The following is a 24104-nucleotide window of genomic DNA, read 5'->3' on the forward strand; positions in this document are numbered from 1 at the left end:
ATGGCAGATTACCCTACGCACGTAAAGATCGTAGAAGTAGGCGCTCGTGATGGGTTACAAAATGAATCGGCAGTCTCCACTGCCGATAAAATCACTTTACTCAACGCACTTGCTGATGCGGGTCTAAAGCATATAGAAGCCGGCGCATTTGTGTCACCCAAATGGGTGCCACAAATGGCTGATTCAGCCGATGTGATTCAGGGCATTACTCGCCACCCAGGAATCGAAATTAGCGCGCTAACACCAAACCTGAAAGGTGCGGAGCTTGCCCTTGAGAATCAAGTTGATGAATTTGCCATCTTCACGGCTGCCAGTGAGGCATTCACACAAAAAAACATCAACTGCTCTATCGAACAGAGCATTGAACGCTTTCGTCCAGTGGTTGAGCTTGCTCAAAAAAACAACATAAAAGTAAGAGGTTATGTCAGCTGTATCGCAGGCTGCCCGTATCAAGGAAAAGTCGAGCCAGAGCAGGTTTTGGCGGTCTGTAAACAATTGTTGGCACTTGGTTGTTATGAAATTAGCCTCGGCGACACCATCGGTGTTGGCACGGCCAATCAGATTGAAAAACTGCTGACATTACTGCTTAAACACATCCCAGCTCAAAGGCTTGCCGTGCATTTTCATGATACCTATGGACAAGCACTGGCAAATATCCACAAAGCGTTAGAAATGGGTATCTCAACCATTGATAGCGCAGTAGCTGGCCTTGGAGGGTGCCCTTATGCAAAAGGTGCGTCAGGAAATGTTGCCACAGAGGATGTTATTTACTTGCTGCAAGGACTTGGCATTAGTACCGAAATTGATTTAGAAAGGCTTGCAAAAGCAGGTTGGCAAATTTGCGATGCACTCAATAAGGCACCTGTTAGTAAGGTATCCTTAGCACTCAAAAATACCTGCCAATCTTAACAATAAGACAATATTGACAACGAGGAGTGGGCTAATGGCCGGTTTCGATAAAGTAGTTTCAAGCTACGCGGAGGCGATGGAAGGTCTGAAAGACGGAGACACCATTATCGCAGGTGGTTTTGGACTATGTGGAATTCCAGAGGGTTTAATTGCAGAGATTAAACGTAAGCAAACTAAAGAGCTTACCGTTGTATCTAACAACTGTGGCGTAGATGATTTTGGTTTGGGTATTTTGCTACACGACCGTCAAATCAAGAAAATCATTGCTTCCTATGTGGGTGAAAATGCAATTTTTGAACAACAACTTCTTGATGGCATTATCGATGTCGAACTGACACCGCAAGGTACGTTAGCTGAAAAGATGCGTGCAGGCGGTGCGGGTATTCCGGGGTTCTACACCGCAACAGGGTACGGTACACCAGTTGCAGAAGGCAAAGAAGTCAAAGAGTTCGACGGTCGTCCATATATTCTTGAAGAATCAATCACGGGCGAATTTGCAATTGTTAAGGCGTGGAAAGCAGACCGCTACGGTAATCTTGTTTTCCGTCATACAGCGATGAACTTCAACCCAATGGCTGCAACAGCGGGTAAAATTACAGTAGCAGAGGTTGAAGAAATCGTAGAGCCTGGAGAGCTTGAGCCAAGCCAAATTCACACCCCAGGTATTTATGTAAACCGCGTTATCAAAGGTGACTTTGAAAAACGTATCGAACGTGTTACTACGCGCAAGTAAGGAGATCACCATGGCTTTAAATCGTGAACAAATTGCAATGCGCGTCGCGCAAGAACTACAAGATGGTTACTACGTCAACCTTGGTATCGGTATTCCTACATTAGTTGCGAATTACGTACCGAGCAATATGGAAGTAATGTTGCAGTCAGAAAACGGTCTGTTAGGTATGGGTCCGTACCCAGATGAAGACCAAGTTGACGCAGATATGATCAACGCGGGTAAAGAAACCGTGACAGCAGCCACTGGAGCAGCTATTTTTAATAGCGCAGAAAGCTTTGCCATGATACGTGGTGGTCATGTAGACTTAACGGTATTAGGTGCATTCGAAGTGGATCAAAGCGGCAACATTGCCTCTTGGATGATCCCGAAGAAATTAATCAAAGGCATGGGCGGTGCGATGGACCTTGTCGCTGGCGCACAAAACATTGTTGTGACCATGACCCATGCCAGCAAACACGGCGATTCCAAATTACTTGAGTCATGTACATTACCACTGACTGGGGTAAATTGTGTGAAAAAGATTGTCACAGACCTTGCTGTGTTAGAAGTAAAAGATGGCGCATTTCATTTGCTTGAGCGTGCGCCAGGTGTTAGTGTTGATGAAATTATCAGCAAAACTGCGGGTAAACTTATTGTCGATGGCGATATTCCTGAAATGCAGTTTGCGCAGTAGATTTATCAATTAGGTCAGAATCAATCAATAACTAACACAAATGTACCGACCTCATTCCCAGTGCCAAAGGCGCTGAGTTACCCAAAATCCCTCGCAAGAGGGATTTTTTTTATCTTCCATCATCTGTTACAACTCTATATCTCATAGAGCAAGCTGTGAGTGTGCGTCACAAGTGCAATAAGTTCGATTTTGAAGTCCAGCCTGTTTACCAGCTTTTGCACCTCACAACATCTTGTAACACTTCATCGCCATACTCTGCCTTGAGAAATACAGTAAGGCCACCATATTGGTATTTAAGTATTAAACGATTTTTATCTAGCAAGAGTAAAACTAGTTAGTAAAGTAAATTTTAAAGAGGTGACTATGAAACGTGTGTTACTTTTCTTGGCGACAAACTTAGCCATTATGGTTGTTTTGTCTATTGTTCTTTCTGTTCTTGGGGTCTCTTCACGCAGTTATGCGGGGATATTAACCATTGCAGTCTTCTTTGGTTTTGGTGGTGCGTTTATCTCGCTTTATATTTCAAAGTGGATGGCAAAAAAATCAACTGGGGCATATGTGATTGAGCAACCTCGTAATGAAACCGAGCATTGGTTAATGAGTACTGTTGCGCAGCAAGCCCAAAAGGCAGGTATCAAAACACCAGAGGTCGCTATATACGACAGCCCTGAAGTCAATGCATTTGCAACAGGGCCAAGTAAAAATAATAGCCTAGTCGCGGTGAGTACAGGTCTCCTCGCCGGTATGAGCCAAAGCGAAGCTGAAGCGGTCTTGGCGCATGAAGTTTCTCACGTTGCCAATGGTGATATGGTTACGCTGACCTTGATCCAAGGTGTCGTCAATACTTTTGTGATCTTCATCTCAAAAGTCCTCGCCAATATTGTAGATGGAGTTTTGAATGGTGATGAGGAAAGCGAAGGCTTCAGCTGGACATACATGATTTTTGACATCATTTTCCAAATCCTATTTGGTTTTCTAGCGTCGATGGTTGTCGCGTATTTCAGCCGAAAGCGTGAATATGCCGCAGACAAAGGCGCAGCAGACTTAGTTGGCGCGCACAAGATGAAAGCTGCACTAGAGCGCCTTCGAAATAATCAGGAGTCGCAATTAGAAGGCTCTATGATGGCATTTGGCATCGCATCAGGTAAAAGTGTCATGGATTTATTTGCGTCACACCCGCCGTTAGAACAAAGAATTGCCGCATTATCGCAGAATAAAATGTAAACACATTGTATGCATTATAACCAAAGGCCCAATAGGGCCTTTTTTTCGACGATTTACATTTAATTAAATTTAGTCATTTTTTACCACGCTATTTTTCCAATCAAGTTATAAAAAATAATATTGATATACTACAAAGGCATATAAATTTTACGCTCACTGTTTACGCCAAAAGTAGCATGCCCCCCTTTCAACTCAGATAAAATCCAGTAAATACAGCGTAGTATTTTTGAACAAATACGCTTAAACCTCAAATTAAGGTTAATTTTTAACCTTAATTTAATTGTAATATTAATTTAAACCATACTTTTTGCGTGTATCCATACCGGGCCCATTTGTTTAAAATATGTAACCCAATTTATTGACATAATAGCAATATTGAATTTCAAATAAGGTAAAAAGAAGTATGCTGATCAAAACCCGTTTACTCATTTCATTTATGCTTATTGGCTTGGTGCCAGCAGGTATACTCGCAATGATTTCACTGTGGACTGCGTCGTCGGCGCTTGAAGAACAAGCATACAATCAACTCACTTCCATAAAACACATTAAGCACAAACAGATTGATGACTATCTAACCGCAAGAAAAGGCGATTTATCAGTGATCGCTAAGAAGTGGCAGTTAATGGTTGAGCAAAACCCAGCACTCACAAATGCGCAATTGGCCCATAACTATCACTCTCTGTTCGATACTTTTATCACAGAGAAAGGCTTTTACGACCTGTTTGTAATAGAACGAAGTGGCTTAATCAGCTACACCGTAGCGAGAGAATCAGATTATCAAACAAACTTAATCTCCGGCCCTTACCGAGATTCTGGTCTCGCTGAGCTATTTAATCGTGTCGTTACCACTAACCAATTTGTGATTTCTGATTACAGCCCATATGCGCCGAGCAACCAAGAGCCCGCAGCATTTATCGGTATTCCTGTCGTTATCGCAGGCCAGGTACACTCTGTTATCGCACTGCAGCTGTCTATTGATGCCATTAACGCCATTATGCAACAACGAGATGGCATGGGAGAAACCGGTGAATCCTACCTTGTTGGTGATGACTTTCGTATGCGTTCAGACTCATACCTCGATCCAATTAATCACACGGTCATTGCTAGTTTTGCAGGCAGTGTCAGTGCAAATGGGGCTGATACTGAGGCAGTGAGAAAAGGCCTACAAGGCATTTCCGATACAGAAATCATTATCGACTACAACGGAAATCCAGTGCTGTCTGCATACTTGCCCTACACTTTTGCCGGACTAAAATGGGTTTTACTTGCAGAGATCGACAAAGCTGAGGCCTTTGCGCCTGTATATAAACTTTATTGGATAATCGCCGTTATCTTTCTTTTGACTATTTTAAGTGTTGCCGTTGCGACGGTACTTATCTCACGTGCAGTATTAAGCCCGCTTGGTGGGGAACCAACTGAAATGCGCATGATCAGTGAACGTATTGCATCAGGTGACTTACGAGAAGATTTCAGTTCTGAGCAACATGCGATTGGTGTTTACGGCGCAATGAAGCAAATGAATACCTATCTCACCAGTGTCATTGGTACAATTGTAGAAACTACCTCACAACTTGCATCAACCGCAACTCAAACCAGTGCGGCAAGTGAGCAAGCAAATGCAAGCTTACAGGAGCAACATGCCAATATTGAACAAGTCGCCGAAGCAATCCAGCAAACTTCCTATTCCATTGACGAAGTGGCCACAAACGCACGTAATGTCGCAGATTTAAGTTTAGATGCAGAACAAACATCTTTGTCAGCAAATCAAACCTTGCGTCAGACAGTTGCACAAATGGAGTCGCTGAATAGTGCCGTCGAAAATTCTGAGTCTGCGATAAAAGAAGTCGAGTACAATACACAAAATATCAGTCGCGTGATCGAAGTTATTCAAGCTGTCACGGAACAAACCAATTTACTGGCACTTAATGCTGCAATCGAAGCTGCACGCGCAGGTGAACATGGACGTGGATTTGCGGTTGTAGCAGATGAAGTTAGGCAACTTGCGCAAAAAACTCAAGCGTCTACCGCAGACATCGAAACCATGATTGCAAACTTGCAATCCACTTCTCAAACTGCTGTATCGGAAATGCATGCTTCTGCGGAAGCAACCAGAGAAACCATCGCTGCAGCAAATGACAGCGCCGCGTTACTAGAACAAAGCGTTAGCCAAATTAATCAAATTGCGCAAAGCGCGCAAACCATTGCGCAAGCTGCACAAGAGCAATCGGCCACTACTGAAGAGATTTCATACAACGTAGAGTCTATTCGACAAGCCGCAATTGATAACGCTGCTGGCGCAGACCAAGTTACATCTGCAAGCTTAGAACTAGACAAACAATCTAAAACGTTAAAGCAAGTCACAGCCAGCTTCAAACTGCCTAACAGTATTGGCTCGTAAAAAATCAGAGCAAGCGCTTACACGCGCTTGCTCAACCCTAATGTGAATATACTCGCCAATATAAGCATGCCACTTGATATAACCAAACACGCTTCTAAACCATAAAACTGGAAAACTAATCCAGACAACACCGTCCCTAACAACCGCCCCATCGCATTGGCCATATAGTAAAAACCCACGTCCATAGATACGCCGTCACTGTCTGCGATTTTGACAATCAAAAAACTATGCAAAGATGAATTAATCGCAAATACCGCACCAAAGAGTAGCAGACCACCAATAATGACGAGTTTAGGCTGCCATGCCAACCACAGGCCAATCGCGATCAAGACAGGAATGAAAGACAGCGCCACCACCCAAAACAAGGCTTGATTGAAACTGTTCTCGCTATTTTTGGTAATTTTTGGAGCATTGGCCTGTACAACACCATACGCGATAACCCAGCTGGCCATAAATCCACCAACCCACCAATGATCCCAACCAAAAGTAGAAGCTAAAAACACTGGCAATGCAATAACAAACCAGATATCACGCGACGCAAATAAAAATAACCTTGCCGCCGCCAATAAGTTTAGCTGACGGCTTTTAGACAATAACTCGCTAAATTTAGGCTTGTGTTTCTTTTTACCTAAATCTTGTTTGAGCAACACCAAGCTAGCAAGCCAAGTTACCGTTAACATTGCCGCCATAAACCAAAGCGCGCCCTGAAAACCAAGTAATGTTAGTAGCAAACCACCGAGGAAAAACCCAACACCTTTCAGCGCATTTTTTGATCCAGTTAGCAATGCAACCCATTTATAGAGCGTGCTATCTTGATCTTTTGGTACTAATAGCTTGATGGCACTTTTTGCACTCATCTTATTAAGATCTTTGGCAATGCCAGATAAAGCCTGCGCAATCATCACATAAGCAATCGTCAACAGCTGCTCATCCAGTGCAAGCATGGTAACCGCGATGATCTGCAGAAATAGCCCAATATTCATGGTTTTATTGAGGCCCAAACGGGCACCAAGCCAACCACCTAATAAGTTGGTGACAACACCAAATATTTCATAGAACAAAAACAATGAAGCGATCGCCAAGGGGCTATAGCCAAGCTGATGAAAGTACAGCACCACCAGCATTCGCAATGCGCCGTCTGTCAATGTGAACGACCAGTAATTACCTGTAATTACTAAGTATTGCTTGATCTCAGGCGATAACCTTGAACTGAGAGACGGCGTCATTAGGTTATCCCCAGCGCTTAGCAATAACAAGGCGGACTAAGTCGGCGGTACGGTTTGCGTATCCCCACTCGTTGTCATACCACACATACAGCTTCACCTGTGTGCCATTGACAACCATGGTCGACGGTGCGTCAACGATGGCACTACGAGGATCCGTTTTATAATCAATAGACACCAGAGGGCGGGTTTCAAATCCTAAAATACCCGCTAACTCTGCATTGGCCGCTTGTTCCATCCAGTTATTGACTTCTTCAATCGACGTTTCTCTGTTCACTTCAAATACACAATCAGTGATAGATGCGTTTGTCAGAGGGACACGTACCGCATGACCGTTTAACTTCCCTTTGAGCTCTGGGAAAATGTGCGTTATGGCCGTAGCTGAGCCGGTCGTGGTTGGTATTAAACTGGTACCACATGAACGCGCTCGGCGTAAGTCTTTGTGTGGCGCATCAATGATGGTTTGCGTATTTGTAATATCATGGATTGTGGTCATTGAGCCGTGTTTAATGCCAATATTGTCTTGCAAGACTTTTACTACAGGTGCCAGACAATTAGTAGTACATGACGCCGCTGTGACAATTTCATGTTTTTGCACATCAAAATCATGATGGTTTACGCCCATCACAACATTGAGTACCCCTTCTTCTTTCACGGGTGCAGTGACAACAACTTGCTTTACACCTTGCGCGAAAAAATCAGCCAGCTTTTGCTTGCTCTTTAATTTACCTGAGGCTTCAATAACTAAATCACACATTGACCAGTCATTCTCGGCCACACTCACGTGTTGTGTTACGTCAATACGCTGGCCATTAATCACCATCGCTTCGCCATCAACTAAGGCTTCGTGTGCCCACTTGCCATGAACAGAATCAAAATTCATTAAATGTGCAAGCGTTACAGCATCGCCCGCAGGGTCATTAATTTTCACGATGTCCACTTCGCTTGATTCCCATAGCGCGCGCATTGTTAAGCGCCCCATTCTACCAAAGCCGTTAATACCTACTTTAATTTTCATCTTATGGATACTCCAATTGATATTTAGCAATGCTGTAAAGCACAAAATTTAGACAAAGATAATTCACTTTGCAGCCATTGTTCTGCGCTTCAGTGCTCAATCTTGATCTTGCTCAACATACGGAAAATCATATATTCGTTTTTCCATATATACAACCCCTTAAAAGTGAACCTTTTGTATTATTTTAGTTAATTTTATTTGAAATATATTCGTAGTTAACTAACATGAAATTGAAAGCAATGAGTAAATGAAATCTTTAAAGGAGCTAACTATGAAGCTTAAAGTCAACAAAAGACCACTAAAGAAACTCAATTTCGATAAACTACCGTTAGATAGAAAACTGACACCTTTAGTTGGGGGGGCAGGGCTCAGTAACGGGCCAACACAAGAGTGCGAATCTTATTATCATTGTGATTCAGAAACCCCTTAACCAATCGGATATCTGCTGAAAAAACGCCATGCCCCTTCCCCAGCGTGGCGTTTACCAAAATTAGTTGTTCTTGCCCCCAATCCACATCTAATAATGTTAAACTGGACGTAACCCCAATTGTTTCGAGTAATTAAGATTGGATAAAAATACGTATATTCCAGAAAACTTTATTGATGATGTAAAAAGTTACATCCCACCTCACCTATCACTTGAAGACTTCATCGACAGCTGTCAACAACCTCTTAGGCTATCAGTTCGTGTTAATACACTGAAGATGTCTGTTGCTGATTTCGAGAAAGAAGCGCAAAAAATGAGCTGGCAAATATCACCAATACCTTGGTGTCCAGAAGGTTTTTGGCTTACTCGAAGCAAAGAGGAAGAAGCCGCGTTGCCAATAGGTAATACCGCACTGCACCTCAGTGGCTGTATTTATGTGCAAGAGGCCAGTTCAATGTTGCCTCCTTTAGCGCTGCGAGAAGAAATTCATGCCATTGAAGGCAATGAATTTGCGATTCTCGATGTTGCTGCTGCACCAGGCTCAAAAACATCACAGCTGGGGGCGTTGATGGATAATCGCGGGTTACTTGTAGCCAACGAGTTTTCGTCCTCGCGTTTAAAAGTGCTCGCCGCCAATATGAAACGCATGGGTATATCTAACTGTGCATTGTCACACTTCGATGGCAAGATTTTTGGCGACTATATGTTTGAGTGTTTTGATCACATACTGCTGGACGCGCCCTGCTCGGGTGAAGGTACCGTGAGAAAAGATCCGAACGCCTTAAAAAACTGGTCAATTGAATCGAATATAGAAATAGCTGAAGTACAGAAATCGCTTATCAAAAGTGCATTCCTCGCGTTAAAGCCCGGCGGCTCACTTGTTTACTCCACTTGTACGCTCACCCCCCTTGAAAACCAACAAGTTTGCAGCTATTTGCTAGAAGAGTTTGGTGATGCTGTGGAAATTATTGCGCTCGACCATTTGTTCGACAATGCCAACCTAGCTACGACAGATCAGGGTTATCTCCATGTCTGGCCTCAAATATTCGATAGCGAAGGCTTTTTCATTGCAAAATTCAAGAAAAGAGTCTCAGTGGCGCATCACGATCAACAAATCAAAAAGGGAAAGTTTCCATTTGAGGCTTTTGCACCTAAAGCACAACTTGCATTTAATGCTTATCTAAAGAAGCAGTTCAAAATGAATGCACTACCCGGTAACCTCATGCAAAGAGACAAGGAACTCTGGCTTTTCCCAGAACACCTTGAGTCACTGAGAGACAAAATCAAGTATGCGCGGTTGGGGGTTAAAGTCGGCACCATTCACAAAAATGGGGTACGTCTAGAGCATGAATTGGCGACTTCATTTGGTCAATTAGCGAAGCAAAACACCCAAGCATTGACCCAATCCCAAGCTGTGGATTACTTTCAAGGTAAAGATATTCGCTTAGAAAAACTCACCTCAGAAACAGGTGAAGTGATATTAACTCTGTGCGGTGCGCCCGTCGGCCTTGGGAAATGGCAAAAAGCCAAAATTAAAAATAATTTACCGCGGGATCTCATTGCGCAAGGCCAGTTGATAACTTGGGTATAACCTGAATAGAACTTTTTGACAACTTTAAGATTATTAATTCATATAAACCTAAATATTTGATTTTTAACAGTTTTAAAAATGTCAGATTGTTTGTAACTTTTTAGTAGTGTTAACTACACTTAATAGACTTTCTACTTCTCCCTTATATGTAATAGAAGGTGTTAAAGTTAGCGCACGGCTCCATATGAGCCTTCCCCTACGCCCAGATTCACACATTACTGGGCGTTTTTTTTGCCTGCCAAAAATGTCAACTTACTGAGCGTTTCGTGTTCATAAAATTGTCATTTTCCTAAACTCATACACAATGAGACACAATTCACTGTTGATTTTTAGGGTCCAAAAATACAGTATATATACAAAATGCTATAAAACGTATATTCAATGGGTATTGTAAAAATTTCTGAAGAACTCCATGAGGAAGTGAGGCTAGCCAGCCAGGTGATGTCTCGTTCGATTAATTCACAGGCCGAATTCTGGCTCAAAATTGGCCGCTTGGCAGAACAAAATCAAGATAAATCTTTTACCGAGCTTATCCAAATAGAACTAGAGCAAGTAAGAAAAAAAACAACATGAAACCAGTCATAATTAAAAGCAATGAAGATATCGCGCGCATGAAGCAATCGGGCAAACTACTTGCGCGTGTGTTTAGCGCGCTCGACGACTACATTCAAGTTGGTCAAACGACCATGGCAGTGAATGATTTTGTTGAATCGTATATTACAGAGCAGCTTGGCGCAGTCGCCTCCACCAAAGGACAATACGGTTATCCTTACGCTATTAATGTGTCTGTTAATGATGTCGTTTGTCATGGTATGCCAAAGGCAAGTCAAAAAATCAAAAACAGTGACATATTGAATGTGGACATCACCCTGAAACACGATGGGTTTTTAGCAGATTCAAGTAAAATGTATGTGATGCCGGACGCTGCCCCGCTCGCGAGAAAACTCACCAATGAAACATACAAAGCGATGTGGGAAGGGATCAAGCTCGTTAAACCAGGCGTTAAGCTCGGCGATATTGGTCATGCGATCCAAAGCTATGCAGAGCGTCACGGCTATAGCGTTGTGAGAGAGTTTTGCGGTCACGGTATTGGCACAGAGATGCATGAAGGGCCTGATGTACTGCACTTTGGTCAAAAAGACACAGGCCTTACTTTGCAAGCAGGTATGACATTTACAATAGAACCGATGATAAACCAAGGCACACATAAAGTTAAAACGCTTAAGGACGGCTGGACCGTTGTTACCAAAGACAAAAAACTGTCAGCCCAATGGGAGCATACGATTTTAGTCACTGAAAACGGATATGAAGTGCTGACACTGAGGCATGACGAATCTTTACCTTGCATGCCAAGCCACTGAACAAGTTTTGTTACAAACTAATGCTTGAATGACAAGCGCTTGACATAAAAATAGTAGGTGGGTGTAACATAAATACGTTACTTAATACTATATGTTATTAGGCAGTGCTAGGAGCATGAAGTATGGAAAAGTCTGCAAAGTTGAGTGTCGTTGGGGCAATTCTGTTTGCCATCATTTTAGTCATAATTAATTCGGGTCAGGAAGAAATCGTATTTACTGGCGTTACTAAGGATGGCGCCGAGAGGTCGCTTGACTACATTAAAGATGCAACAATTTGGTTAGCGGGTATGCAAACGGCAATGCTCACTGCATTGGCCTTTTTGACACAAGATAATAGAAAAATTCATGCTATCAGTGGCCCTGCAACGGTCGTGTTTGTTGGTGCTGCATTATTCTGTGCTGCCTGGTTAATTACTGGTTTGCCCTCAGTTGCCATGAGAGTAGAGTTAAGCAGGGATATTATTGATGTACTCTCAGCACCAATCTACTCATGGCTGCCAAACGTTATAAATTTCGAGTACTTCCTTACATTAATGCATTGGTTTTGGGCTGCTGGTATTCTGTTTTTTGCTCACACCTTGTTAGTCGCATTCAGTCAAAAAAGGCATAAAACCATAGAGTAACTTTATGCTCGCTTAACATGTATTCGTATCGTCTTTATGGTGTTTCGATACAAATACGTGTTAAGGCGTGCCCGCATATAACAGGTTTTGTACACAGCAGTTGTGCCTTGTTTTGAGCACTAAATAATAGCCAATACCTCAACTAAGTTCGACAGGTTAGCCTCAAAAAGCGTCACTGATTCGTATTTTATTACCTTCATTTTTCGACTGGAGCATACGCCTCAATTACACCGAGCAGCAGATACTGGATATGTTTAACCTCTGAGATTCAAAGCGTTATGATATGGAGCTAGGTCACAAATCTATGACACTTGGAGGTTATGCTGACGCCAGTTTTACACATACAATAGTGATAACAAGAAGGAGTACAGAATGAAACATATTGGGTTTAGTTCAATTTCATTCACATTCATTGCTGGTTTGTCAGGGTGTAATGGCAATGACGGAGCGACAGACAGTACAAGTATATAAACAATCCGAGCGCATCACCATCAACCGCCAAAAAATCAATCGACTCACTACCTCCTGAATAAGTGCTGTATTAGATGGCTGATGTGGGCCGTTTTGGTGTTTGTTCAGCGCTTAAAGACCCCCACAGCCCGCTAGAATGAGCGCCATTATACTTATTAATGCAATTATCTTTATTGTCGCCTGTAGATACTCAAAAAGATAATTTTTAAAGCAAAAAAATATAATATAAACGCCTTGTTATGGAAAAGAACCAATATAAAAAACTTCATAAAATTTAAAAAACCTAAGGGACATAAATTATCACGACCATCTTAAGATAAAAAACATGAAACAAAGCTATATTCAATGACTACGCTCATCAGTGCCATTTTCGCTCAAGATATATGACCATTTCAGCTGTATTTCTTTTAGTTTTCCATTTTCTTTAATTCGCTTTTTACCTAAGTCAAACTGCTTTAATAATTTTCTACCCATAGGGTTTCCTAATGAGGCTGCGAGGTATTCTTTATTACTGTCAAACATAGGCAGCTTTATGATGTCATTATCAAGTTTATGTTGCTGAAGTACGATATCCCACACCCCCTCATATCCAACAAAGCCTTCCACTCGCTTACTCATCAACATCTCAAATCCTTGGATGATTTCGCCTACATCATATTTCTCAACACTCTTCAGTAACGCCCACCTTTCTCCATAGTTAAAGCCTCGCATTTGTGCGATGGTCATGTCTCGCAACCCCTCTAAAGACTGCCATTGCAATGGCTGAGATTTTAAGACATACAGGCGATAATAAACGCTGTTAACGTGCTCTTTAGAATATCGATAAATTTTTAACCTTTCTGCACTGATACTCACTGGAAAAATTAAATCTACTCGCCCCGAATCTAAATAGGTTAATGCCCTCGCCCAAGGAACCACCCATAGCTCCACTGTGTAGCCCATCGAGTGAAAACTCTCTCGTACAACATCCCACGCAAAACCCTCAAATAATTCACTGTCTTCACCCGGCGGGACTTTAACCACATGTGTGTCTCCTTGGGCCAAATACCCAAATGGCTCATAGTCAGGCAACGTGATCACCGACACTGTTTTGTTTGCTGCTTGGCTATAAAAGGTCACAATAAGCATTATTATGGTAATTGCTCTACACCAAAAAGACATTGTGACCCCTATAAAAGTACCCCGATTACATGAGCATAGTTAACCAACAATTGAATAAGCAAGTTTAGAAGGCGATTTAAACGTCTATCTCACTGTTCAATCCCTTAACCTCATGACCAAGCTACAAACGGCATAAAAAATAATGTAGATTAACTGCACTAACAATTATAAATATCTTCTATGCAACCACGTCTATTCCTTTTGTCATGTGTAATTTTACTGAGCACCTTAACCATCTACCCCAGCTTTGCTCACGATGCTTTTCGGCTGCCTCAACACACTCAACTGTCTAAACAAGCAGTACACTTAAATATAAACCCGAGTGAAGAGATATTTTCTGGAGTAACCACACTTAGCCTCATTTTCAATAAACCTACTGATGTCATCTCTTATCACAATAAAGCATTAATTATTAAAGATGTATATTTACAATACCAAGGCAATCGTTACCCGCTCCCATTACAACAACCGAACCAATATGAGATTGTCACTCATCAAATTCCCTTCGAACTAATCGATTCAGCAACTTTGCATATACAATTTAGTGGTAAGCTGTCTTCACATCATGAAGGGTTGTTTAGAGCGCATAGTAAGCAAGAACAGACATACTTGCTCACGCAATTTCAATCAATGGAAGCGAGGAGTGTTTTCCCCACATTTGATGAGCCAGATAAAAAGTCGATATTTAAATTCAGTGTATTAACACCGTTGGAGTATGAAGTACTGCACAATACCCATGTGCATTCAATTACAGAGCAAAAATCAACCAAACTGACCCAATTTAAGGCGACGCCGAGAGTCAATACCGACATATTATCTTTAGCTATTGGTCAATTTAATATAAAGCCACTGGGTACCAGCCGTTTCAAGTCGAAAGTATACGTGCCAAAGGGCTTACCTATAACGCTACCTACCTATTTTAATCAGATTGTGAATGCCTCAATATCGCATATAGAAAAATATTTGGACTCACCCTTTCCATTTAAAAAGCTGGACTTTATTATCGGTAATTATGGCAGCGTGGCCGCAATGGAGAATCTAGGTTTAGTTTCGATAAACTATAATCAGATACCCGATTTGGACGCGACAGACTTTGCACATTGCCAATTTAAGAAGCTGATTGCCCATGAGGTTGCACATAGCTGGTTTGGTAACGACATTACAATGGCTTGGTACGATGATTATTGGCTAAATGAATCCTTCACAGAATTTATTGCGGCAAAAGTCATACAAGACCTCTATCCAAAACACGATTTATGTACTTACACACCGCAATCTCGCGCATTCAAAGATGACAATAGCAATGCAATGCCGCTGGTATTTGATATAAAGTCAAGAAAAGATACGCTTGCGTATGGCCAGTTGCATTACACCAAAGGGCGTGCACTGTTAGAAATGCTTGAACAAGCAACGGGAGAAAAAACATTTCAATCGCTTATGAGGCGCTATGTAGATTTATACCAGGGTCAAAACGTTAGTACTGACCAGTTTATTAAACTATTTAAAGACCCCAACCTGCAACGTGTTGTCTCTAGTTTTACGCGTCAAAACGGCTATCCATTAGTATCCCTTAGACGTGACAACAAACAGGTTTTTATTGAGCAAACAGATGTATTTAATCGCTCTAAGCAACTTTGGACAATTCCAATTTCTCTGAAACTTTGGGACGGAAGTAAAACATCTACTCACAAACTCATACTCTCACAGCACAAACAAAAAGTAGCTCTCAACAACGATGTTAAAGCTGTATTTTTAGATGCCGGTGGTGTGGGATACTTCCGATTTGTAAATCAATCAACTTATGAAGACATTCCAGTACATCAACTATCACGCCAGGAGAAGGCATCCTTTAACGATAACCTTCAGGCGCTTGCAATTACTGGCCATGTTGATTTTATGAAGTACACAAACGCGTTAGTCACTGAACTCAACCTGTTACAGCTAGGTCCCCCTCGCGCGGATGAAATTATAAGTACTTTAATTGATGCATACCTTGAACATGTGCAAATAAATAGTGTCTCCCCCTATACTGCTTACTTACAAAAACACATCAAACTCAACATCCAATGGCCACAGGCCCTTAAGATGCCGTATGGAAATAATTTGATGAAGCTATATGGCGTTTATTTGCAAGACCCCAATGCGGTAAACGCTGCAAGGCACATCTTTCAATCAGGTCAACATGTTGAACACCCTCATCTTGATGCAATTGTGATGACATTGGCAAAAAACTCTACAATTGAGGAATATAAATCTCTCATTCAAAGCTTCAATACAATACCTACAACTGAAAAAGAAGCATTTTTATCTGGGCTTGGTTATGTAGATAGCGCCTCCAAAACGGCGCTGTACTACGATTTACTATTGAGTGATAAAACACAAGGTATGGTCATAGACTACCGATTTCAGTTCCCCGTTTTTAACCCAGCTCTCAGAATCTCATCCGCACAGCTCATCAATGCTAGAAGAGATAAAATTTTTAACAAAGTGTCCAGCGAATCTTTACAGTGGTTTCCCTATAACTTTTTACTCGCTTGCTCAAATGAGCAAAAAGAAGCTACACACAAACTTTTTGAGAGTTGGAAATCAATTTCTGGCTTGAAGAGTAAACTGAATATTGTGTCTGACAATATTGAACAGTGCACGCAAAATAACGAGCGGATTGGTAACAGTATTTTGGCGGCTTCTTCACAATACGAAAAATAGTGATACATAGTTGAATCAAAAAACTGAAAGTAAAAATAGACCTTATCAAGTGTATTTTTAGCATCAACCTATCCTTCTCCTGTGTAGCTCATGTTACCGCTGAAGAAATAGCCCAGTACGCTATGATAGGTTATAACAAATGCATTTACTTTCTAACTCGAAAAGATTTTAACGATACTAAATCACATAATAATAAAGTATTTAAAGAATAATAATTTCAAAGATGCGAGACAAATAACTATCTCTCGCAACTCATTTTTTAAGGCAAGGTGGTAATGTCGTATATGGTAGTATTAAGAGGCTTCGCTAATAGAAGTTATTTGGTTTTCACTCTTGCGGGCGACGACACACATAAAAGTATAATTTAAAAAGTCATTGCCGTGAACGAGGGTCAAACGCTAGACAACCATTCATAAAAAAAGCCGCTACATGAGCGGCTTTTAAAGTATAAATGCTATCGCTTAATAATGACGATACTATCTTTACCATTTTCTCTTGATGTCATAACAATCGATGTCCCACCATCATTATGCTCAAAGAGTCCAGCGGCAGATTGAACGCCTAAACCCTCGACGGTCAATTCAGTGCGCTTTGTTAGGTCACTATTAAACTCAATCAGTTGTGTTTTTCGCTCATCGTTATTGAGATTATAAGGGGCAAATAACATCCCGTGTTTCGAAGGGATAATTGGAGTCTCACCATTAAAGGCTACGCCATTATTTTCTTCGAAAAAGTAGTTCGATAATCGACTTGTTTCTCTATCGATCCTTGCGACCCAATAACCCATCATAACTAAAGACGCTCCTACCGCAAAGTCACCATTGTCTAATTCAAATACGCGTTCTGAGTAAGGCATTAACTCTGATGATGCTAAACCATTCCAACTGAATGTCGGTGACATACTATTATCCAAAACTTGGATATACGGTGCAAACCCAGAGTGTAATGGCGCCCCTTCCCAAACATGTTGTCCAGAAACGAGTAGATCTCCATTATTAGTCGTACCTAGACTATGCCAATTCGTAAAAGTTGTACCGTTAATTTTAGGCATTGCAATAGCGTCAGTGAGTGCGCCAGAGTCCAAATTGACACCATGTACAGTTACGGTTGTCGCACAGTACCAATCTGTGCACGAATCAAAACTAACAAAAGCGCCAAACTTAGTATCAGCGAAACCTTGCAAATGCTGACCCTGTTCAGGTGGGGAAATTTCAAACTCCCTCATAAATTGACCTTCAGCGGAAAAAACACTTGCTGAATAGGTTGTATTATCTTCCGTTGCTAAAATCATTAGCGAACCGTCAGTGAGTATCTCAAAGCCGCGAATATAGCGCTTTTTATAATTGGTCGAATCTAAGAAAGACTGCCACTGAATGTTGCCATTCAAGTCCACTTTAAATAACCAGAACACACCTTCAGAACCAACGTCTTCTTTTACTTCAGTGGAATTAGTATGGGCTAAGATAATTTGCCCATCAGCTACATTCAAAACTGACTCGACTGAATCCATGCCACTGCCACCAAATGTACGGGTGAAAGTGCCGATATCAATCATTTCAGCGGGGCTCCAAGGACCTTTAACATTGTCTGGGTTTTCCGTACGAGTTCGCACGTAGTACAACCCAAGTGCTTGTTCGAATTCTAACGTGTTCGATGTGCTCATCGCACTATAAGCAAGCTCTGTTAACGCTTCATCGAAATATAACTCAATATCATAACTTTGCGCATACTGAATCGCTTCCCAACTGAGCGCGACTTGCTTTCTCTTGTATCCGGCGTCTGAAACATCGCTATTTACTGTAGCAGGCGCTGCCAACTGAGAATATTTAACTTCAATTGAAAACTCCGGCAACGAAGTCGTATATTCTCCGTCACTCACGGAGATTTTCACATCTGAATATGTACCAACATCATCGTTATTTGGCGTCCCCTGTAGGCTACCGTTACTCGTGTTAAATGTAGCCCAGCGCGGTAAGTTTTCGATCGAAAATTGTAGTGGATCGCCGTCAACATCAGCATAATCAGGCGTAAAAACATAGCCTTGTAATGCTGTAATTTGACTATTTGGCTGTCCATAAATTTCTGGCGCATCATTTTCAGCTGTCACCATTAAGGTTACTGTCACTAGGTCACTGACTTTGTCCCCTTGTACTAGCTTATAGGTGAAACTATCTTGCCCCGTAAAATTCATATTTGGCGTATAACTAAGCTCTGGAAACTCGCCAGAAAGCAACCCAAATTTTGGCATTGTCTCAACTACAACACCGATTGGAGTTCCCAAAGGATCATTCGCCGCCACGTTCACTTTGGCAATGGTATCTTCAGGCAAAGTGACTGACTTATCACTGACCATAAAGTCAGGTTTGAACGGAGAATCATCTAACTCATCTTTAATGCCGTCATTGTCATCATCGGTATCGGTTATATTGGGCGTTCCATCTAGGTCCGTATCTAAAAATACATTGATATCTGGTATTTTTATTTTTTGGTTATCTTCTCTCCATTCAAGTAAGTGTTCGTGCACCTTTTCAGGATCAATTTTCTGATGCGACGCCCTCAAACTATCAAGAATTTCATTGGCTTCAATATGCCCATCTTTGGCAAAGTCACTTTCTAGCTCGTTAAGCAATGCAGTCAACTCAGCATCAGGGTTAGTCGATTTAAGCTTGGCTTCATCCAAAGCGTACTGATAGGCCAGCGCAGACACTGCCAGTAGATACGTACTGGCTTCCTGAGCGGTATCTTCCAAAATAGAAAGATTTGAGAAATCCAAAGCTTCAGGTTTGGGTATCACGTTGTTAAATGCCGTTAAAAATTCTGTCTCGGCCTGCTTTAGAGCGACTTCAAATTGTAAATCACCCTTTTCGATAAGACTCAGAGCTCTGGCACTTGCTAAATGTGTCAATAAATTTACATTGGCTACCTGCTGTTGTGACCCTGTCGATTTATACACCGAGCGAAGAGTAATCGTTCCCTCTGACAGTTCTCCAGTGATTTCGTTGCGATAATATCCGGTCGCTGAAATTTGTAACAAACTGCCACTCTCAATCGAAAACTTGAAGTTGCCTAATTTATCAACTGTTTTTGTTACTATTGTTGAGCCTGTGTTTTTTCCATCATTGGTTAAAGTGTTGATAATTACATTTGACCCAACAACAAATGGGCCTTTTTCAATACTGCCAACAACTTCAACAAGCGGTTTCTCAATGACTGAATTATCAGTTTGTATTTCTTTAGCTGCATCGCCGCCACTACACCCGGTCATGCCTATCAAGGCCAGAACCAGAATTGTTGCTTGATTGAGTGGTTTCAAGATTGGACTCCCTCACTTTATATACGAAAGAATATTTAAATATTTCGCGACGCAAGACTAAAAATACAGTAAGCCAAGATCACAAATACCTAATTATTTTCTCATAAAAAGTCGCAACAAAACAAATGTATTTAATTACAATAACAAAGTCCACAACCTATTTATTAGCAATAAACAAACCCACTATAAATAATGAAAGCAAATATTAATTTAATCATTAAAATCACTCAAAAAATTTACAATGATTCAATATAATCACAAAGAAATGATTAATTCACAATCCAGACACTTTCTGCTGTCTTTTCCCCCAATCACACAACATATCTATAATGTCACGAAGTTCATCAGATAAATCAGTGCTCTGATATTCTACCCTTGGTGGTACTTCTGGATAGACGGTCCTTTTCACCAGCCCATCGCTTTCCAATTCTCTTAACTGTTGGGTCAGCATCTTTTGAGTAATGTTAGGTATGCGTTTTCTCAACTCTCCAAACCTTAAAATAGAGTCCCTTAGGTGAAATAAAATAATAATTTTCCACTTGCCTCCGATGACATTCATTACAGACGTCATGGGGCACCCTTCTGAGATTTCAGGCATTTCATTTTTTCCTAAGTCTTTGTTTTTAGTCATAGGTTACCTCAACTATACTAGCTTACAAAAATGTGCCTACTTGAACCTAGGCTCAGCTCACCCCTATAGTATAAAAAAGTAACTAACACTACAAAACAATACTAATGAGCATTGTTCTCGCGCCTAAACCGACTCACTGCTATTCATTGTCAACTTATATGATTAGGAAAATTATCATGATTAAACGCACATCTGCGACCATTGCCGCTTTACTTTTGTCATTTTCAGGTATCGCATCATCGCCTAAATTTGTGTATAAACCCGCGTCAAAAGATCAAATAGCGCAGCCCAACCAAAAAGTGATAGGGTCCCATATCGAGCGCTTCACAAAACCATACGAGGTACAGCGATTAAGCGATGACGTCTATTGGATCTCAGTGTCCAATTATAATGTTTCTCTGGTAGTAGGCGACAAAAGCGTGCTATTAATTGACGCACCTCATGGTACAGGAGCGCGTTTACTCGAAGCGATTGAATCTATCACAGATAAACCGCTCAGTGCTATTTTATACTCTCATGCGCATGCTGATCATGTGGGTGACTCAAGTATAATTGCCAATAAACTGAAGCACCGACATATTGAGGTTATAGGGACCCAAGAAGTTCAAAGTGCACTCATTTCCCATGGTGTAACAATGCCTCTAGCGGTCACTAGAGTCATCTCTGATTCCTTCCACTTTGAAGGACATAAAATTAACGTATTTGATAATTTTAATGGCCACACCCCTGACAACACAGTATTTATTATAAATAACTCTGACCGAAAGATTATTCATGCGATTGATTTGGTTCACCCAGACCAACTGGAATTTAGAAGTTTTTCTAATGTAGAAGATGCCATCGCATACAAACATGATATTGACTTCCTTCTCGCGTTAGACTGGGATGTGATGGTTACAGGGCATAGCAACCTTGGTTACAAAGCAGATGTAGAGTTTGTTAGAGATTACGTTAAGGACGTGCAAAATTACATTCGTCAAGGACTAGCTCAAACAGATTTCAACAAACACTTTAAAGGTGACTCCCCATTTTCTTGGTATGCAGGGTACACAAACGAAATCATTGATTATGCACTTGCTCAGATGACCAAGAAATACCGTCACTCCAGAGAGGAAGAATTTGATATTGTTGCGCGATCGCATGTCAGAGTCATGTTCTGGGCGATGTTTGCGAGAACTTTATAATAACGTCATTCATTAGTAGGGCTATGGCGCAACGCAAAGTATGCACTTGCCCTATTTTAACACCACCTCATTGTTCATAAAGCTCTAGGGGCAAACCGTCTGGATCTTTAAAAAAAGTAAACTGTTTCCCTGTGTATTCATCTACACGGATCGGCTCTACGTTCACCCCTTGTCGCACTAAATAGTCAACCATGTGTGTCATTGACTCAACGCCAAAAGCCAAATGCCGTAACCCACAAGCTTCAGGGTTGTTTGGTCGTTTTGGCGGTGTCGGAAATGAAAATAACTCTATTTGTCCTCCATCGGGTAATGCCAAATCCAATTTGTAAGAATCTCGTGACGCGCGATAATGCTCAGCAATTACCGTGAGCCTCAGGATTTCGGTATAAAACGCTTTTGATATTGAGTAGTCTGAACAAATAATTGCCGCATGATGAACCTTTTTTATAAACATACATCCTCTTTTTTCTGTACTTTGAGCGAGCAATTAGGGACTGTTCTCCCTAATACAGCGAAGCAGTGAATAGACGCAAAGTTGAAATGACTTAAATATAAAGTCTACATCAAGGTGACACTTAATTTTATCTGAGACCGCATGCGACTTCATCCAGTCAAATTAAAATCAAGTCAGTGACCCCTGAGTTGGTCAAAAAAAATAAGATAGACGTAATGAGCGTTTCGTCAATCTCGTCTAACCAATCGCTTCCTAAACTTTTAGACTATTGATATTTGTAAAGAGGAGTGACGGTTATGTTTCTTTAATTTGGTAGATCATGGTCGTAGAACCCGAAAAGCCAACCAACCATTTTAAGTATGGATAATACTCACTTTTGGTCGCGACAAACCCTTTGGCTTCATACAACTTTCGCGCTTTTAAATTACTGTTTATGACATCCAATCTGACGGACTGGTAGTTATGTTTAATTGCGTGCGCAATGACTGCATCCAGTAATTGCGACCCAATGCCTAGGCCTCGAAATTTTTCATTCACAGCAATACCATCCAGAAGTAGTTCCTTCCTACTGGCTTTTCTCTCAAACAAACTGAATATCAGAGCAGCCTTTAACCCATTGAATAACCCTAAACATTCAATCAGCCCATAAAAACCTAGCCCGCCAGTCAAAGCACCATCTTGAGTCTGAAATCCAGCAATGCCAACAATGACATCATCAACACTGGCCGCATATGAGTATTCGGGTAAAAAGCATTTATCAAATACTGCTATTCGCTCTCTTCTATCGCGAATGGCAGCAGAAAACTTTGTACCAAAGGCTGTTTCATACAGTGCAGCAACTGTTTTGGAGTGATAAGCATCCCATCCTTGTTTTAAGGTACATATTGTCAATCTATGTGCTCCTTGCGTGCTATCCATCAAAGCGAGAACAAATCGGTGAGCTTTGTATATTTTAACACAATCGTTCAGCACCACCGATTTTAGTATGCAAATCACTTATTGCTGATGTGTTACGATCATTTCTTTTGCCACGATAGCTGCCGAGTCTAAAAACAATGTCGACACTAAACGCTCATCAATAACCACTTCTGTTTTATCTTTCAAGGTCTTTTTATTCTGTGCAATTGCGCCGTTTTTATTCAACTTATCTTCAACCATAATAGGCAAGAGTGTACCTTGCTTTGCCCATGGCTTCGTTATTTCTGTTGAATTGGGAAATCCAGCTACTTTCTTACCTTTGACCATATATTCCCCTGAAGACAAGACAACATCCGCAAATGCTCCTGCACCGTGTCCAGCGGAGCCCACTACACCGCCTGCTTCGTATATCTGTGCGATCAGGGCTTGAATTGCTTTGTCATTGGCGACATCAAAAAGCGGACCATAACCGCCACCTATGTAAACCCCCCAATAGTCATCTGGGTTAACATCAGTCGGCTTTAGCGTATGGTTGGTTTTATCTAAAAATCCTTCATACTTAATCGTGTATTTACTGATCCCCATCGCAAACATCTGAAACTCAACTTTGCCTCCTTTTGGAGAAACAAAGTCCACGTCAAATCCATGGTTTAAGAAAATATGATATGGCGGCGCGACTTCCCAAAGGTTGTTTCTTGCATCATGTTTTTCAGGATCCCCCATGTCAACCAGATTAGAGGTGAGAATTAAGACTTTTGTAGGCTGTGCGTAGAGATAATTTGAAAACGTTGCCGCAATACACAATACAACAGAGACAAGATACTTCATTTTATTCCTTTTTATCATTGTGTTTTTTTAGTTAGACGATAAGAGCAAAAAAAAGGTTTAAATACAAATAAAGAAAATTCAAAAAGAAAGTTAAAAATTAGACATAGACTGGTAGACACGTCTCCCCAATAAACATGAGAGAACACAAAGAAACAAGCTTAGATCTTTGGATTTTTGGTTCAAGTACAATGCACTGGTTCGGCATCGTCACCTTTTGGTATATACAAACCTAATATACACAACGCACCACGTTCAGCT

Annotated in this window: 20 protein-coding genes; 12 read left to right on the forward strand and 8 right to left on the reverse strand. The window is 41.2% G+C overall.

Features of this window, described 5'->3' with window-relative positions; genetic code table 11:
• From L1286_RS21235 to L1286_RS21255, 5 genes are all read left to right on the forward strand, one after another.
• On the forward strand, positions 1-909 hold the full coding sequence (locus L1286_RS21235) for a hydroxymethylglutaryl-CoA lyase (protein WP_235409056.1): 909 nt from the start codon (positions 1-3) through the stop codon (positions 907-909).
• 34 nt (positions 910-943) lie between these two features.
• Complete coding sequence (locus L1286_RS21240; RefSeq protein WP_235409057.1) at positions 944-1642, forward strand: CoA transferase subunit A; 699 nt, start codon at positions 944-946, stop codon at positions 1640-1642.
• A 10-nt stretch (positions 1643-1652) separates the two neighbouring features.
• Entirely contained in the window at positions 1653-2315 is a 663-nt protein-coding gene (locus L1286_RS21245; RefSeq protein ID WP_063382435.1) for a 3-oxoacid CoA-transferase subunit B, read from the forward strand.
• 363 nt (positions 2316-2678) lie between these two features.
• Positions 2679-3539 (forward strand): protease HtpX, encoded by an 861-nt coding sequence (gene htpX, locus L1286_RS21250; protein WP_235409058.1) that lies wholly within the window; start codon positions 2679-2681, stop codon positions 3537-3539.
• A 403-nt stretch (positions 3540-3942) separates the two neighbouring features.
• Complete coding sequence (locus tag L1286_RS21255; RefSeq protein WP_235409059.1) at positions 3943-5937, forward strand: methyl-accepting chemotaxis protein; 1995 nt, start codon at positions 3943-3945, stop codon at positions 5935-5937.
• Between the two features lie 17 nt (positions 5938-5954).
• Here L1286_RS21255 and arsJ read toward each other — a convergent pair whose 3' ends face one another.
• Positions 5955-7163 carry an organoarsenical effux MFS transporter ArsJ gene (arsJ, locus tag L1286_RS21260; protein WP_235409060.1) on the reverse strand — a complete coding sequence of 403 codons (1209 nt, stop codon included), beginning with the start codon at positions 7161-7163 and terminating at the stop codon, positions 5955-5957.
• Between the two features lie 4 nt (positions 7164-7167).
• Positions 7168-8178 carry an ArsJ-associated glyceraldehyde-3-phosphate dehydrogenase gene (locus L1286_RS21265; protein ID WP_235409061.1) on the reverse strand — a complete coding sequence of 337 codons (1011 nt, stop codon included), beginning with the start codon at positions 8176-8178 and terminating at the stop codon, positions 7168-7170.
• A 271-nt stretch (positions 8179-8449) separates the two neighbouring features.
• On the opposite strand from L1286_RS21265, the gene L1286_RS21270 reads away from it, so the two are divergent.
• From L1286_RS21270 to L1286_RS21290, 5 genes are all read left to right on the forward strand, one after another.
• Positions 8450-8608 carry a hypothetical protein gene (locus L1286_RS21270; protein WP_235409062.1) on the forward strand — a complete coding sequence of 53 codons (159 nt, stop codon included), beginning with the start codon at positions 8450-8452 and terminating at the stop codon, positions 8606-8608.
• A 136-nt stretch (positions 8609-8744) separates the two neighbouring features.
• Positions 8745-10196 carry a 16S rRNA (cytosine(1407)-C(5))-methyltransferase RsmF gene (rsmF, locus tag L1286_RS21275; RefSeq protein WP_235409063.1) on the forward strand — a complete coding sequence of 484 codons (1452 nt, stop codon included), beginning with the start codon at positions 8745-8747 and terminating at the stop codon, positions 10194-10196.
• A gap of 381 nt (positions 10197-10577) precedes the next feature.
• A complete protein-coding gene (locus L1286_RS21280; RefSeq protein ID WP_235409064.1) occupies positions 10578-10769 on the forward strand; it encodes a ParD-like family protein in 192 nt (63 codons plus the stop codon).
• Positions 10766-11557 carry a type I methionyl aminopeptidase gene (gene map / locus L1286_RS21285; RefSeq protein WP_235409065.1) on the forward strand — a complete coding sequence of 264 codons (792 nt, stop codon included), beginning with the start codon at positions 10766-10768 and terminating at the stop codon, positions 11555-11557. Before L1286_RS21280 ends, map begins: the two co-directional genes overlap by 4 nt.
• Before the next feature lie 122 nt (positions 11558-11679).
• Positions 11680-12180: a hypothetical protein gene (locus tag L1286_RS21290; protein WP_235409066.1), complete on the forward strand. Its 501-nt coding sequence runs from the start codon at positions 11680-11682 to the stop codon at positions 12178-12180.
• A gap of 813 nt (positions 12181-12993) precedes the next feature.
• Here the strand turns inward: L1286_RS21290 and L1286_RS21295 are convergent.
• The gene (locus L1286_RS21295) at positions 12994-13812 is read right to left on the reverse strand and encodes a substrate-binding periplasmic protein (RefSeq protein WP_235409067.1); all 819 of its coding nucleotides are present in this window, start codon (positions 13810-13812) and stop codon (positions 12994-12996) included.
• Between the two features lie 180 nt (positions 13813-13992).
• Here L1286_RS21295 and L1286_RS21300 point away from each other — a divergent pair, with 180 nt between their 5' ends.
• The gene (locus L1286_RS21300; RefSeq protein WP_235409068.1) at positions 13993-16518 is read left to right on the forward strand and encodes a M1 family aminopeptidase; all 2526 of its coding nucleotides are present in this window, start codon (positions 13993-13995) and stop codon (positions 16516-16518) included.
• Between the two features lie 454 nt (positions 16519-16972).
• On the opposite strand, the gene L1286_RS21305 is transcribed toward L1286_RS21300, so the two are convergent.
• Positions 16973-19831, reverse strand: coding sequence for an Ig-like domain-containing protein (locus L1286_RS21305; RefSeq protein WP_235409069.1), 2859 nt, complete (start codon positions 19829-19831; stop codon positions 16973-16975).
• A 274-nt stretch (positions 19832-20105) separates the two neighbouring features.
• On the reverse strand, positions 20106-20429 hold the full coding sequence (locus L1286_RS21310; RefSeq protein ID WP_235409070.1) for a winged helix-turn-helix transcriptional regulator: 324 nt from the start codon (positions 20427-20429) through the stop codon (positions 20106-20108).
• Positions 20430-20638: 209 nt separating this feature from the next.
• On the opposite strand from L1286_RS21310, the gene L1286_RS21315 reads away from it, so the two are divergent.
• Entirely contained in the window at positions 20639-21646 is a 1008-nt protein-coding gene (locus L1286_RS21315; protein ID WP_235409071.1) for an MBL fold metallo-hydrolase, read from the forward strand.
• A gap of 67 nt (positions 21647-21713) precedes the next feature.
• Here L1286_RS21315 and gloA2 read toward each other — a convergent pair whose 3' ends face one another.
• The 3 genes from gloA2 to L1286_RS21330 all read right to left on the reverse strand — a co-directional run bounded on the left by gloA2 (position 21714) and on the right by L1286_RS21330 (position 23846).
• Complete coding sequence (gloA2, locus tag L1286_RS21320; protein ID WP_235409072.1) at positions 21714-22100, reverse strand: SMU1112c/YaeR family gloxylase I-like metalloprotein; 387 nt, start codon at positions 22098-22100, stop codon at positions 21714-21716.
• Between the two features lie 294 nt (positions 22101-22394).
• Positions 22395-22991, reverse strand: a complete 597-nt coding sequence (locus L1286_RS21325; RefSeq protein WP_235409073.1) for a GNAT family N-acetyltransferase — start codon at positions 22989-22991, stop codon at positions 22395-22397.
• Positions 22992-23096: 105 nt separating this feature from the next.
• Positions 23097-23846 (reverse strand): type 1 glutamine amidotransferase domain-containing protein, encoded by a 750-nt coding sequence (locus L1286_RS21330; RefSeq protein ID WP_235409074.1) that lies wholly within the window; start codon positions 23844-23846, stop codon positions 23097-23099.
• Positions 23847-24104 lie beyond the last annotated feature (258 nt).

The organism is Pseudoalteromonas sp. SMS1 (genome assembly GCF_021530565.1).
GTDB lineage: Bacteria > Pseudomonadota > Gammaproteobacteria > Enterobacterales > Alteromonadaceae > Pseudoalteromonas.